Consider the following 14,116-nt stretch of genomic DNA (forward strand, 5'->3'; position numbering starts at 1 on the left):
CGGTCTCCCAATTTCGAATTGCAGAACGTTTTTCATTTGCCTCACCGTTTCTCCCGCCGATGAACGGCGACGGGAGAGGGCAACCATGACGATGGAGGATCGAATCGACGAACTCGAGGAACTCCGTGAGGAGGCGCTTCTCGGGGGCGGTCAGGACCGAATCGAACGCCAGCACGAGAAGGGAAAGATGACCGCTCGCGAGCGCATCGACTACTTTCTCGACGAGGATACGTTTACGGAGTTCGACCAGCTCCGGACTCACCAGACGAGTCAGTTCGGTATGGAAGAAAAGAAAATTCCCGGTGACGGCGTCGTCACGGGCTACGGCGAAGTCAACGGTCGGAACGTGTTCGTCTTCGCACACGACTTTACCGTCTTCGGCGGCTCGCTGGGAGAGGTCTTCGCGGAGAAGATCTGCAAAGTGATGGACATGGCGATGGAAGTCGGTGCGCCGATCGTCGGCCTCAACGACTCCGCCGGTGCCCGCATACAAGAGGGCGTCAAGAGCCTCGCCGGTTTCACCGAAATTTTCCGACGGAACCAGGAAGCGAGCGGCGTCGTCCCACAGATTTCCGGGATCATGGGTCCCTGTGCGGGCGGCGCGGTGTACTCCCCGTCGATCACCGACTTCATCTTCATGGTCAAAGAGACGAGCCACATGTACATCACGGGCCCCGGGGTGACCAAGACCGTCACCGGCGAGGAAGTCACCCACGAGGAACTCGGCGGGGCGATGACCCACGCGAACAAAACCGGCGTGGCGCAGTTCGCCTGCGAATCCGAAGAACAGGCGCTCGACGACATCAAGCGGCTGCTCTCCTATCTCCCCCAGAACAACGTCGAAGATCCGCCTCGAGTCGATCCCTGGGACGATCCCGACCGTCGCGACGAGAAACTCACGGACATCGTCCCGCCGAGTCCGCAAAAGCCCTACGACATGGTCGACGTCGTCGACTCGGTCGTCGACGAGGGGTCGTTCTTCGAGGTCGCCGACAACTTCGCGAACGAACTCGTTGTTGGCTTCGGTCGCCTCGACGGCCGGTCGGTCGGCATCGTGGCGAACCAGCCGCGGGTCAACGCCGGGACCCTCACCGTCGACTCCTCGATGAAGGGGTCGCGGTTCGTGCGCTTCTGTGATTCGTTCAACATCCCGATCGTCACCTTCGTCGACGTTCCAGGCTACATGCCCGGAACCGATCAGGAACACCGGGGAATCATCCGCCACGGCGCGAAGCTCCTCTACGCGTACGCGGAAGCGACCGTCCCGCTGCTGACGGTCATCACCCGCAAAGCCTACGGCGGTGCCTACTGCGTGATGGCCTCGAAGAACCTCGGTGCCGACGTCAACTACGCCTGGCCGACCGCCGAGATCGCCGTTATGGGCCCACAGGGAGCGGTCAACATCCTCTATCGCAACGAACTCGAGGAGGCAGAAAACCCCGACGAGTTGCGCGACGAACTCATCGAGGAGTACCGCGAGGAGTTCGCCAATCCCTACACTGCCACCGACAAGGGATTCCTCGACGACGTCATCGTCCCGACGGAGACTCGCCCGCGGCTGATCGACGACCTCGAGATGCTCGAGACCAAACGCGAACAGAACCCGGACAAGAAACACGGCAACATCCCCCTGTAACGACCCATGGTATCCCAGAAACAGGCGGAGCCGGCGGAAGCCGACCGGTCACCCTCGAGCGCCGGAAGCGACGGCGAGCCAGCGGACGACCGTGTCCTCCCCGACGACGTCGCACTCGAGTTGCCGGACGACGCCGACGATGACGAAGCGGCAGCGATCGTCGCAGCGATCGGCGCACACCTCCACGACCACGCGCTGGCCGTCGCCGCGGCCGCCTCCGATGACGAGGAGAGCTGGGACGACAGACGCTGGGCGTTTGCCGGACGAATTCGAACCCAGCAACAACGCCACGCTCGAGTGCCACGGGAGGCCCCGACCGATCCGTGGACGGCCGCCGGTCGTACCGATCGGTTCTGAACGACACGGTCTGTCCCCCGTTCCCGATGTCCGATTCGCACACCAGTTTTCAGTCTCGAGTGCCGATCTCTCGCTCCGGTTTTCGTCTCGGGTACCGATCTCAATCCGATGTTCCGTCTGAGGCCCTCCGTACCTCAGTTGGTTCGCACGGTCGAATCGTCACGGAAGGGCGTCGATTTTCCGCTACAGTGTCCGTTCGACGTCGATGTCAGCGTATCGAACCCGTTGCGAAAAAGTAAGGTAGCCGCCTCGTGACGGTTCCACAAGGAATGTTCAGGAAGGTTCTCGTCGCGAACCGCGGTGAAATCGCCGTCAGAGTGATGCGAGCGTGCGAGGAGCTCAACGTCGGGACCGTCGCCGTCTACTCCGAGGCCGACAAGAACGGGGGGCACGTCCGCTACGCGGACGAGGCGTACAACGTCGGCCCGGCCCGCGCGGCTGACTCCTACCTCGATCACGAGGCCGTCATCGAAGCCGCGCGCAAGGCCGACGCCGACGCGATCCATCCCGGGTACGGATTCCTCGCCGAGAACGCCGAGTTCGCTCACAAGGTCGAGCAGACGGACGGAATCACGTGGATCGGGCCGTCGAGCGACGCGATGGAGGCGCTGGGCGAGAAGACCAAAGCCCGGACGATCATGGACGACGCCGACGTTCCGATCGTTCCCGGCACCACCGACCCGGTGACCGACCCCGAGGAAGTGAAAACGTTCGGCGAGGAACACGGTTACCCGATCGCGATCAAAGCCGAAGGCGGTGGCGGCGGTCGCGGGATGAAAGTCGTCCGCGACGAAAGCGACGTCGAAGACCAACTCGAGAGCGCGAAACGCGAGGGCGAGGCGTACTTCGACAACGACTCGGTCTACCTCGAGCGCTACCTCGAAAAGCCCCGCCACATCGAGGTACAGATCGTCGCGGACGAACACGGAAACGTCCGTCACCTGGGCGAGCGCGACTGTTCGCTCCAGCGTCGCCACCAGAAGGTGATCGAGGAGGGCCCCTCCGCGGCGCTTTCCGACGAACTCCGGGAGCGGATCGGCGAGGCCGCACGGCGCGGGGTCGCGGCCGCCGACTACACCAACGCCGGAACCGTCGAGTTCCTCGTCGAGGAAGAACCCGGACGCGACGGGCCGCTCGGACCCGACACCGACTTCTACTTCCTCGAGGTCAACACCCGGATCCAGGTCGAACACACGGTCACCGAGGAGATCACGGGTATCGACATCGTCAAACGCCAGATCCGTATCGCGGCGGGCGAGGAAATCGACTTCGCACAGGACGACGTCGAGTTCGACGGCCACGCGATCGAGTTCCGGATCAACGCCGAGAACGCCGCCGAAGACTTCGCGCCCGCGACGGGCGGTTCCCTCGAGACGTACGATCCGCCGGGTGGAATCGGCGTCCGTCTCGACGACGCGCTCCGCCAGGGCGACGACCTCGTCACCGACTACGACTCGATGATCGCGAAGCTGATCGTCTGGGGCGAAGACCGCGAGGAGTGTCTCGAACGATCGCTCCGGGCGCTGCGCGAGTATCGCATCGAGGGCATTCCGACGATCATCCCCTTCCACCGGCTCATGCTCACCGACGAGCGGTTCGTCGAGAGTACGCACACGACGAAATACCTGGACGAAGAACTCGACGAGAGCCGCATCGCCGACGCCCAGGAGCAGTGGGGCGGTGTGACGGAGTCGGGCGAGGACGACGAGGAAACCGTCGAGCGCGAGTTCACGGTCGAAGTCAACGGCAAGCGCTTCGAGGTCGAACTCGAAGAACACGGCGCGCCGGCGATTCCGACCGGAGACGTCGACGCCGGCGGGTCGGCCGGACCGCCGGAACCGGCGGGAGGCGGGGGGGACAACCCCGGGACTGAACTCGCCGGCGACGGCGAGACGGTCGACGCCGAGATGCAGGGAACGATCCTCGACGTGGCGGTCGAGGAAGGTGACGAGGTCGCCGCCGGGGACGTCCTCGTCGTCCTCGAGGCGATGAAGATGGAAAACGACATCGTCGCCTCGAACGGAGGGACCGTCGGCCAAATTGCGGTCAGCGAGGGTGATAGCGTCGACATGGGCGATACGCTCGTCGTTCTCGAGTGACCGGTGACGAACCGGTTCGGCACAACGGCGACGGCGGTTCCCTCGAACGGTCTGCATGCACGCGAACCCGGGAGTCCGCGTGCATGGACACTTCCCCAGGGCGCGGGTGTCACCGACCGGCTCTCTCCTGCGTTGGTGTTCCCGTCGGTGGTCGCTTCCTGACACCGACGGGGAACACTCGAGGTCACGATCGATTTTTGGGTCCCCACGGGTTCTCGAGCGGTTCTCACGTCTGCATGGATGTCTCGAGCGGTTCTCGCCTCACCATCGGTGTCTCGAAGGGTTCTCACGTCTGCATGGATGTCTCGAGCGGTTCTCACGTCACCCATCGATAGCTGTCTCGAGTATCTGCGCCGGATCGGTACACGAACCGTATCAGGCAGTTAGATCGTCCCAGTCGGCTGGTTCGGCGTTGTCCGACGACCGATCCCACGGCAACGGCCCGTCGTAGTCCTCGGGGACGTACGGACAGAGCGGGTCGCTCGCGAACGGATCGCCCGTGTGAGCGAACGCGCGGGAGCGACTGCCGCCACAGACGGACCGGTACGGACACGCGCCACACTTTCCCTCGAGTCGATCACGGTCGCGGAGTCCCCGGAACAGCGCTGACTCCCGGTACAGATCCGTGACCGGCCGGTCCCGCACGTTCCCGGCCGACTGCGGGAGAAAGCCCGAAGGAAACACCTCACCCGTGTGGCTGACGAACGCGAAGCCGTCGCCGGCGACGATTCCCGTTCGGCGTCTGACCCCGGCGTTCCCGCGTTCGTCCCCACCCGCCCCAGACCGCTGTGTCGAAACGCGGCGGTACTGGGGTGCTTCGGTGGTCTTGACCCCGAACGGATCGCGGTTGCTCACCTCGTCGAGCCACGCCATCACCGCATCGGCTTCGTCCGGATCGATCGGCTCGAGGACCCGGCCGCGGCCGACCGGAACGAGAAAGAAGACGCTCCACATCACGGCTCCGATTTCGCGAAGGAGATCTCTGATGGCGGGCAGTTCACCGACCGTCTCCCGGCAGACGGTCGTGTTGACCTGCACGGGAACGCCGGCGTTCCTGGCGTCTGCGATTGCGCGAATCGTCTCCTCGAAACTCCCGTTTTCGCCGCGGAAGACGTCGTGTGTCTCGGGAGATGCCCCGTCGAGGCTGACTGCCATACGTTTGAGACCCGCATCGGCGAGCGCCTCGATTCGATCCGCGGTCAGCGAACGCGTGCCACTCGGCGTGATCGTCATCCGAAGCCCCAGTTCGGTGCCGTAGGCGATCAGTTCCTCGACGTCGTCCCGAATCAGCGGGTCACCGCCGGAGAGGACGACCAGTTGTCCTTCGCCGAACTCGGCGGCCTCCTCGAGCAGTCGACGACCCTCCGCGGTGGAAAGCTCTTCCGGATTACGATGTGGCTGAGCGTCGGCACGGCAGTGATCGCAGGCGAGTGCACAGGCCTGGGTGAGTTCCCAGATGAGGACGAGCGGTCGGTCCGACGTGTCGAGTGAGCCGGGAATCATCGTCCGGACGTCGTCTCCCCCCGTGTGAAAACCACGCTTTCGTTCCCGCCGCCCGGGAACACGGGAACAGGTTCGTCTCGAGCCATAAATACCGTCCCGGATCGTGAATATGTTCGTTTCGTCGCCCGGACGTTCCCAGGCGGTGGGAGTGAGGGGAACCCCCTTCGCTCCCGTTTCGAACGGATACGTATGGGCGACAACTCACGCCGTTCGAAAGTCGAGTGTGACGAACGGGGGAACCCGCGTTCGCAGTGGGAAGTGTTCGTTCGGCAGCGAGAATCGGAGCCGATGTGTCACGTCGGAAGCGTCGCGGCCGACTCGGAGCCGGCGGCTTACGAGCACGCATCCCACCTCTTCGATCGGTACGCTGTCGACGTCTGGATCTGTCCGGCCGCGGAAGTCGGCCGGTATTCTGCGCGGACACTCTCGGCCGGAGGCGACGAATCGCGGGTGAGCGAGCCATGATTTCGATCAGCAAACTCCTCTGTAATCTCGATGCGGAAGGCGACGGACTTCGATACGACGCCGCATCTGAGTCGTCGAAACCGCAGATCGCGGACGAAAAACAGCGCAAACCGGTCGTGGTCTGGAACGCGACCCGTCGGTGTAATCTCTACTGTTCACACTGTTATGCCGCCGCCGAGACCACTCCCGCGACGGGCGAGTTCACGACCGCCGAGGCGAAACGCTTTCTCGACGAACTCGCCGACTACGGCGCCCCGGTGATACTGTTCTCGGGCGGGGAACCGCTCGTCCGGAGCGATCTGGTCGAACTCGTCGCCCACGCGGCCGACCGGGGATTGCGACCGGTGCTGTCGTCGAACGGAACGCTTCTCACCCCCGAAAAGGCGACCGCCCTCCGGGACGCGGGACTCGAGTACGCCGGCATTTCGGTCGACGGCCTCCCGGAGCGAAACGATCGGTTTCGCGGACACGACGGCGCGTTCGACGCGGCGGTCAGCGGGATCGAACACTGTCTCGATGCCGGGCTCAAAACCGGCCTTCGGTACACGATTACCGAGGCTAACGCGGCCGACCTCGAGGGGGTCGTCGACCTTCTCGTCGACGTCGGGGTCGACCGGTTCTGTTTCTACCACCTCGATTACGGCGGACGTGGTGGCGAAATCATCGACGCCGACCTCTCGCCATCGGCGAAACGAGAGGCGGTCTCGAGGCTCTGTGATCTAACTCTCGACTATCACGACCGCGGGGAAGAGATCGAAACCCTGCTCGTCGGCAACTACGCGGATGCGGCGTTTCTCGTCGAGTACGCTCTCGAAACGTTCGGCGAAGAGCGTGCACGCGCGGTCTACGAGTACCTCGAGCGAAACGGCGGTGATCCGACGGGAGAACGGATCGCCGACGTCGACTATCAGGGGAACGTCCACCCGAACCAGTTCTGGCAGGGGTACAGCCTGGGTAACGTTCGGGACCGGCCGTTCGGCGACATCTGGGAGGACGAGTCGAACCCGCTACTGAGCGCGCTTCGCAATCGAGAGTCCCACCTGACGGGCCGGTGTTCGCGCTGCCAGTATCAGTCGATCTGTCGCGGCGGATCCCCGCTTCGCGCGGCGACGACGAGCGGAGACCCGTTCGCGCCGGACCCGCAGTGTTATCTCACCGACGAAGAGGTCGACGGGGCGAATCCCGTCGTTGGGGACGTCGCGGACTGATACGGTCTCTTGTACCGCGGTACCGGTGGGAGCGCAGACGGGCGCGCCCCACCGAAAGTGACGCACAATACTCCGTATGAGACGGTCTCGAGTTTCGATTTTTCTCGAGCGGTCGGTAGCGGACGGACCGCCGTTTCTGTGGCGTGAGAACAGTCAACACGGACGTACGCGTTCCAACACCTTTGTATCGGAGGGTTTCAGAGAGTGACGTATGACTGAAAACGTCGTCGTGCTCGGTGCCGGGTATGCCGGTACTGGTGCGATCAAGACGCTCCAGTCGGAACTCGGGGGCAACGCGCGGCTCACCTGGATCGCCGACGTCGACTATCATCTCGTCTTGCACGAAGTCCATCGCGTGATACGCGACCCGGACGTCCGTTCGGATATCACTTTTTCTGTCGACGCAATCGCCGATCCAGCCACCCGGGTCATCCAGGACGAAGTGATCGGACTCGACGTCGACGAACAGCTCGTCGAACTCGCGGACGGCGACGACGTCGAGTACGACTACGTGCTCGTCGCACTCGGGACCCAGACCGCCTACTACGGTATTCCCGGCCTCGAGGAACACTCGATGACGCTCAAGGGGCTCGACGACGCACTCGAGATCCACGACGCCGTCAAAGACGCGAGCAAGGAAGCGACCCGCGGCGAACCGGCACAGATCGTCGTCGGCGGTGCCGGCCTCTCGGGTATCCAGACGGCGGGCGAGATCGCCGAGTTCCGGGACAACCACCGCGCACCGATCGAGATCCACCTCGTCGAGGCACTCGACGAGATCTTCCCCGGCAACGACCCCGAGATCCAGCAAGCGCTTCGTGACTTGCTCGAGGACGCCGCCGTCAGAATCCACACCGACGATCCGATCACCGAGGCGACCGAGGACGTGATCCACTTCGACGACGGCGACCCGCTCGAACACGACGTGCTCGTCTGGACCGGCGGCATCACTGGCCAGGACGCGATGGACGACGCCGATCTCGAAAACGAGCACAACCGCGTCACCACCGAGGCGAACTTCCAGACGTCGGACGAACGAGTCTTCGCGGTCGGGGACTCCGCGATCGTCGACCAGGGAGATCAGCCAGCGCCGCCGACGGCACAGGCCGCCTGGCAGGCCGCCGACGTCGCCGGTGAGAACATCGTCCGCGCGATCCAGAATCGGCCGCTGCGGACCTGGGAGTACGACGACAAGGGGACGGTCGTCTCCGTCGGCGAGAAGGCCGTCGCACACGAGGTCAAGCCAGCTCTCGGCGTCTCGCTTCCCGTCGACACGTTCGGCGGGTTCCCCGCAAAGAACCTGAAAAAGATGATCGCCGCCCGCTGGATCGCCGACGTTACCTCCTGGAACCGGGCGCGACAGTCCTGGTCGTCGCTCTAGCGCGTCTCGAAACCGAGCCGTGGGCCTCCGACCATCGTATCCTCGAGTCGTCCGCCCTCTCTTTGCCCCTTTCGGTCGCTTTTCTGACCGGGCGTGATACAGTTGCGCTGTACTGTCGGACATGTTGACTCCAGTGGCTACGATACGCCAACGCGGGACCCATCGACCGTTCGCACGCAGTGACCGTTCGTACGATCGGATACATGATTTACCACGGCGGATGGTGTGTCAATCCACGGCATGAGTCAGAAACGCGGTCACCGGGCGATCCGGCGTCGAACGCTGCTGTCGGCCGTCGGTTCGGCGGCAGGTCTGTCCGCGACGGGAACCGCGGCGGGAAACCCATTCGAATCGGCGGACGACCAGCGACGGTGCCCGGAGGCGACGATCAGACCGGATATGGCACCGTGTTCGGGGGCGAGTACGGACGGGTGTGCGGACGACGATCCGGAAACGATCGAACTCAGAGAGCAAGCCAGAGAGCGGATCGAGACGCAGTACGCCACCGTCGGCGACCTGATCGATCGGGATTTCGTCCCGTATTTCGACGTCAAACGCCCCGGCGGGTCGTCGGGGTGGTCACACTGGCTGAATCCGGAGTACATCGGTGACGATTCGATGCTCGATCCTGCCCACCCGGAGTCGATCCTCGTCGACAACGAGTCCTTGCGACCGATCGGAATCATGTTCATCGCCACTGTCGACGGCGACTCAGTCGATCCACCGCCACCGGTGTACACTCGAGAAACGGAGGGGGAAGACGAGACGGACGAGGAGGAACGTCGGTGTTCCCCGTGGCACTACCACCGCGGGTTTCCGGGGAGGTTCGCCTGGAAGTTCTACCGGCAGGTGTACGAACGCGATTACGAGGACAGAGAGCTGTCGGTTCCGTGCCGGACGCCGTGTATGATGCACGTCTGGACCGTCCCACACCCGGAGGGAGTCTACGCCCACGATGCGCCGCCGGCGGAGTATCGACGCGGACCGTCGGCGAACGATCCCGGCTTCGAGACGCACGTCGACCCCGACGAACGGCAACTCGGCTGGGAGACCCTCCCCGACGCCGTCGTCCCCGACCTGAGGCCTCGAGACGTCCTCGGCTTGTGGTGAGGTGTCACGAAACAGTTACCACGTCCGTTTCAGATAGCCGTCGATCGGTTCCCGCTGGCCTGATCGAAGTACGAGACGTGGTAGACGAACATAATCGTCCAGACGATCGGTCCCACAACGACGAACCCGAGAACGGCGAGTAACGCTGCGAGGTAAAACGCCTGGTCCCCCGACCCGATCAAGGCACCGATGCCGGCGAGTATGCCGGCAACGATGACCGGAACGTACCCGATCACGATCCGCATCAGCGTGTACCCGAGTACGCTAATCGGATTCGAGCGGACCACTCCCCACGACGCTTTGAACGCGTCGACGACGCCCGCGTCGCCGACGACGATCGCGGCGTCGAAAAACTGGATGATGATCCCCACGAGGAAGATGACGAGGAAGGTAATCACGAACAGCGCGATTATCCCCAGTCCGAGGGCCTCGAACATCGCTGGATCCGCCCCTGCCCCAGCATCTGCGGCCGAATCGGCGCTCATCGCGCCGGCGAAAATCAGCGCGACAAAAACGATCGCGAATCCGAAACCGGCAACCATGTACACGGCCATGAGAAGGAGAAATGCCAGGATCATCGGCACTGCTGAGTCCTCCAGACCGTTGACCAGGTGGTCGAACGACGGCGTTCCCCGAACTCCCTCGTATGCCATCGTCAGAACCGCGGCCAGCATGAGCGCGGGTATGATCCAGGCGACGAACATCCCGACGAACGGAATGTACGCGATGAACATATAAAGGAACATACCGATCATCGACGTCACGCCGATGCCGGCGATCAACGTCGGATGCTCGAGGACGGTTCCGATCGCTTCCTGAAACGAACTGATCGCGTATCCCATCGTACACTCACTCAAAACTTCTACCACATATATCCTTCTGATTAAATGTCATCTCGTGAAATTTGAACCAGTGATGGTGGTAACTGAACGGTCCGAACGGCGATCGGTCGCCCTGGGTACGGACGGTGTCTCACCGGTTCGGGATCGGTCGCTCTGGGTACGGACGATGCCCCGGAGATTCGTGATCGATCGGTTCGAAACCGTCGGCAATTCGAGGCCGACTCCCAGGCCGAAGTTCACGCCGTTCGATGTTCGGATCCCATCGGCGTGGCAGGGACCCCGGCCACCGTCTCACCCGGTGGAACGTCCTCGGTCACGAGCGAGTTCGCGGCGACGCGTGCGTCGGCACCGATCTCCACGCCCGGCAACACGATCGCACCCGCGCCGATCATCGCCCGCTCGCCGATAACCACCTCCCCCGTTCGGTATTCGTCCTGGAGAAACTCGTGACAGAGCACCGTCGCGTCGTAGCCGACGATCGCATACTCCTCGACCGTTATCAACTCCGGCCAGAAGACGTCCGGCGTCGCCTCGAGCCCCCACGAGACGCCCTCTCCGACCGTCACCCCGATCCGCCGGAGGAGCCAGCGTTTGAGCCTGAGACTCGGCGACAGCCGAACGAGCCAGACGACCACGTAGTTGATCGCCACTCGAAGCGGGTGTTTCGCCGCGGTCCAGACGGCCAGAGAGTTTCCCTCCCCCGGCGTTGGATGGTTGGTAATGCGGTCGTGTCGACTCCTGTCGTCGGTCACGGGAGTCGCTACGACGCGTCGTTACAAGAAACCGACCGGTTCGAATCCGCTCTCGCGACGACGCCGGCTGGTCGGGACGACGGACGTGTCATACGGTTTGCTGTGCGTCATCACTGGGGCGACCGCGGGACTGCGCCCGGTCGCTCCGGCACACAGTGACAGCAATCCGTATCAGGGTCGCTCGAGTGACGCGTGATTTCGGGAGCGATCGTGCAGCGGGCCGACCAGCGTTCGGAACCGCTCGCTCGAGATCTCACACCGGTAGGCCGGCTTGTACATCATGTTCGATCCCCCTGCCCGGACGTTCAGCGCCGATTCGACCTCCTCGCGAAGGTAGTACTGCGCCCGAACGTTACCGGGTTTCACGTCGTACTCGCTGAGCCGGATCGGATGGCGATCGAAGAGACCGCCCGGTTCGCGTCCGTCGACGAAGACGACCGGTTTCTCCCGGAGATAGAGGTCGCCGTCCTGTGCTCGCTTCGCGTGAGCGTTCTCCGAGTGGGCCTCAAGGATCGCTTCCCGTTCGCTCCGCGGCGTTTCCGGGGTGACGACGTCGACCCGATCGACGGTGACGTAACCGATCAGGTATCGATGGGCACGCTCTCCTCCCGGTCGCCGGAGACCGACGTAGAATCCGACGACGTCCCCCGCCTCGAGCGAGCGAAGCCGAGAGACGTAGCCGCTGGTCCGGTGTTCGCCGTAGGTCAGCGCCTCGAAATTGGGATCGTGATGAAGCGGCCAGGACTCGAGATTTTCGCCGGAAACTGCATCGACGCCGCCGCGAACCGGCTGTGGATCGATCCTGGTCGTCAGGTCGGCGGCGACCCGGTCGTCGGCCCGAAGCGACCAGGACCCAAGCGTTTCGGATTCGTCCGTCTCGAGGGTCTTCTCGGGTATCGGAACGTACTCGAAGCGACCGTCGTCGTACAGCGGTCCGAGCGCGCCGAGATTGGTGCTGTCCGCGCCGACGCCAGCCAACACGACCGTCATAGATCACCCACGGCAGGGTCGGCCGATAAAGTTCCCGATACCGAGCAGGTCACCGGCGACTCGAGCGGGACGCATAGAACAGCGGGATCAGAAGAACGAGAAAGAGACTCCCCATCACGGCGATCGCGATCCAGATCGCCGACAGCAGCGCTTCGGGGACCAACCCCGCGACGTCTGCGATCCAGAGGACGCTGTACGCACCTGCGATCAACAGGCTGGCGACGTACAGACGCAGTCCGAGACGGACGACGTGATAGAGCGTCGTCTTCGTGACCTCCGGCGGGAGTCGCTTTTCGAGTGCACCGATCATCGTCACGTCACACAGACTGGATCACGTTCGACGAGCGAATCGTCGGCCCTCGAGTCGACGAAACCGTCGACCGACGACCTGTCCACCTCCAATCGGCCGATACGTCGTCGGAATCGATCAGGTCTTCTGTCCACATCGAGCGTACGTCGTAGCTGAACAGTCCGGCTGCTTGAATCTTTGCGTCGGGAGTCGATCCGGCGTCGGTTCCGGTCTGTACAGTGCCGGCTGTAGACTTTTGATCGCGAGGACTGTACTGTCTGTATGGCGACCAAAACACCGGTGGAGTGTCCGCTTTGTCGTCGGGTCCTGAGGCCGGCTCGGTCGCTCGAGGCGCATCTGGTCGACGATCACTCGAAACGAGAGCTAGCGAAGTTCGTGGTCTGTGAGAACGAGGCGTTGACCCACGGTGACGTCTCCTGACGACTCCGGACGTCACCCGACTCTCCAAGAGTGATTCGAATTTTACAAAACTAGTTCCGTACAGATTCTCCGTCTGACAAGTATCTGACTAAAGACTCAGACAGGGAGAAGATCGGATATCAGTTGGATTTATCCGGGATAGGCCGCATCAGAATCCCACCGGTGTATTACCCTCTGCGACCGTTCTGTGACTCTTATGGTAAATAATATTATATGTGTAGGATACAGTGGTAGTCGGTAGTCTCGGGACGGCGAGGACGGTCGCCCAGAGAACGGTACAGTTCGCGAAAACGAACGTTCGCTGGTCCGAGAACCGATCTCGTCCCATCCGATGTTGCTGTGGTCATAATGGATGTCAAAACGAAGTACGTCGAAGCAGACGATCTCCGGGCAGTCTCTCCCGTTATCGGGGTAATTCTCATGGTTGCAATCACCGTGATACTCGCAGCCGTAATCGCCGCGTTCGTCATGGATCTTGGGGGGAGTATCGGACAGGAAGCACAGGCTGGCGTCTCGATTACCGTCGACGACGAAGCCGAAGAGGTACGCGTCTCGGTGACCTCGCTCGGTAACGCCGATCACGTGAATCTCACGACGGGAGCCGTCGATGACGAGCTTACGTGGGAGAATGCAGATACCGACCTGCTAACGGTCGGCGACGTGACCAGATTAGCATACGAAGACGGAGGAGGTGGCTCGCTCGAAGAGTCGGGAACGCTGGCTGCAGTCGCCGTCATCAACGCGAGCGACACGGAAACCATGGTCGCGAGCGAGGACTGGGACTTTATAGTAACAACCGGAACTATTTACACACTGATCGCACAGCTGTCGTGCGATCAGGTGTGCATTGACTTCCAGTGGCTACTATGAGGGTGTCATAGAACTCTTGTCACACCGTGATGATCGTACTTCCCGGATTGTCTCCGCGTTCGTAGTTGGTAATTGCAACGACGAGGCGAAGGCACAGCGCGAGGAACACCTGCGCTCGTGCGTGGACGCGGCCTCGGGCGTGCGTTCGCCCGAGGCCGCAGTCCTTGACTGAT

14 protein-coding genes and 1 pseudogene are annotated in these 14,116 nt (G+C 62.9%); 9 read left to right on the top strand and 6 right to left on the bottom strand.

Annotation, left to right across the window (positions count from 1 at the left end; all coding sequences use genetic code 11):
- Positions 1-91: 91 nt before the first annotated feature.
- From EA473_RS20880 to EA473_RS20890, 3 genes are all read left to right on the top strand, one after another.
- Positions 92-1,636, top strand: coding sequence for an acyl-CoA carboxylase subunit beta (locus tag EA473_RS20880; RefSeq protein ID WP_124197567.1), 1,545 nt, complete (start codon positions 92-94; stop codon positions 1,634-1,636).
- A gap of 6 nt (positions 1,637-1,642) precedes the next feature.
- Positions 1,643-1,993: a hypothetical protein gene (locus EA473_RS20885; RefSeq protein WP_124197556.1), complete on the top strand. Its 351-nt coding sequence runs from the start codon at positions 1,643-1,645 to the stop codon at positions 1,991-1,993.
- A 269-nt stretch (positions 1,994-2,262) separates the two neighbouring features.
- A complete protein-coding gene (locus EA473_RS20890) occupies positions 2,263-4,092 on the top strand; it encodes an acetyl-CoA carboxylase biotin carboxylase subunit (RefSeq protein ID WP_124197568.1) in 1,830 nt (609 codons plus the stop codon).
- Positions 4,093-4,467: 375 nt separating this feature from the next.
- Here the strand turns inward: EA473_RS20890 and EA473_RS20895 are convergent, their stop codons facing one another.
- On the bottom strand, positions 4,468-5,595 hold the full coding sequence (locus EA473_RS20895) for a radical SAM protein (protein WP_124197557.1): 1,128 nt from the start codon (positions 5,593-5,595) through the stop codon (positions 4,468-4,470).
- Positions 5,596-5,784: 189 nt separating this feature from the next.
- Here EA473_RS20895 and EA473_RS20900 point away from each other — a divergent pair, with 189 nt between their 5' ends.
- The 4 genes from EA473_RS20900 (at position 5,785) to EA473_RS20915 (ending at position 9,759) form a co-directional block, all read left to right on the top strand.
- Positions 5,785-6,060: an Htur_1727 family rSAM-partnered candidate RiPP gene (locus EA473_RS20900; RefSeq protein WP_124197558.1), complete on the top strand. Its 276-nt coding sequence runs from the start codon at positions 5,785-5,787 to the stop codon at positions 6,058-6,060.
- On the top strand, positions 6,057-7,268 hold the full coding sequence (locus EA473_RS20905) for a TIGR04347 family pseudo-SAM/SPASM protein (RefSeq protein ID WP_124197559.1): 1,212 nt from the start codon (positions 6,057-6,059) through the stop codon (positions 7,266-7,268). Before EA473_RS20900 ends, EA473_RS20905 begins: the two co-directional genes overlap by 4 nt.
- Before the next feature lie 211 nt (positions 7,269-7,479).
- Complete coding sequence (locus EA473_RS20910) at positions 7,480-8,649, top strand: NAD(P)/FAD-dependent oxidoreductase (protein WP_124197560.1); 1,170 nt, start codon at positions 7,480-7,482, stop codon at positions 8,647-8,649.
- 240 nt (positions 8,650-8,889) lie between these two features.
- A complete protein-coding gene (locus EA473_RS20915) occupies positions 8,890-9,759 on the top strand; it encodes a hypothetical protein (RefSeq protein WP_124197561.1) in 870 nt (289 codons plus the stop codon).
- Positions 9,760-9,788: 29 nt separating this feature from the next.
- Here the strand turns inward: EA473_RS20915 and EA473_RS20920 are convergent, their stop codons facing one another.
- The 4 genes from EA473_RS20920 to EA473_RS20935 all read right to left on the bottom strand — a co-directional run bounded on the left by EA473_RS20920 (position 9,789) and on the right by EA473_RS20935 (position 12,653).
- Positions 9,789-10,601, bottom strand: a complete 813-nt coding sequence (locus EA473_RS20920) for a DUF7847 domain-containing protein (protein ID WP_165875351.1) — start codon at positions 10,599-10,601, stop codon at positions 9,789-9,791.
- A 236-nt stretch (positions 10,602-10,837) separates the two neighbouring features.
- Entirely contained in the window at positions 10,838-11,353 is a 516-nt protein-coding gene (locus EA473_RS20925) for an acyltransferase (protein ID WP_124197563.1), read from the bottom strand.
- A gap of 171 nt (positions 11,354-11,524) precedes the next feature.
- Positions 11,525-12,343 carry an Nmad3 family putative nucleotide modification protein gene (locus EA473_RS20930; protein ID WP_124197564.1) on the bottom strand — a complete coding sequence of 273 codons (819 nt, stop codon included), beginning with the start codon at positions 12,341-12,343 and terminating at the stop codon, positions 11,525-11,527.
- Between the two features lie 49 nt (positions 12,344-12,392).
- Positions 12,393-12,653 (bottom strand): hypothetical protein, encoded by a 261-nt coding sequence (locus EA473_RS20935; RefSeq protein WP_124197565.1) that lies wholly within the window; start codon positions 12,651-12,653, stop codon positions 12,393-12,395.
- A 261-nt stretch (positions 12,654-12,914) separates the two neighbouring features.
- Between EA473_RS20935 and EA473_RS22485 the strand changes: the two genes are divergently transcribed.
- Both EA473_RS22485 and EA473_RS20940 read left to right on the top strand, forming a co-directional pair.
- On the top strand, positions 12,915-13,073 hold the full coding sequence (locus tag EA473_RS22485) for a hypothetical protein (protein ID WP_165875352.1): 159 nt from the start codon (positions 12,915-12,917) through the stop codon (positions 13,071-13,073).
- 348 nt (positions 13,074-13,421) lie between these two features.
- Positions 13,422-13,943, top strand: coding sequence for a type IV pilin (locus EA473_RS20940; protein WP_124197566.1), 522 nt, complete (start codon positions 13,422-13,424; stop codon positions 13,941-13,943).
- 19 nt (positions 13,944-13,962) lie between these two features.
- On the opposite strand, the pseudogene EA473_RS20945 reads toward EA473_RS20940, so the two are convergent.
- Positions 13,963-14,116 (bottom strand): annotated as a pseudogene (locus EA473_RS20945) (IS5/IS1182 family transposase); the annotation flags it as partial.

It is taken from the genome of Natrarchaeobius chitinivorans (assembly GCF_003841505.1).
In the GTDB taxonomy this organism is placed as follows: domain Archaea; phylum Halobacteriota; class Halobacteria; order Halobacteriales; family Natrialbaceae; genus Natrarchaeobius; species Natrarchaeobius chitinivorans.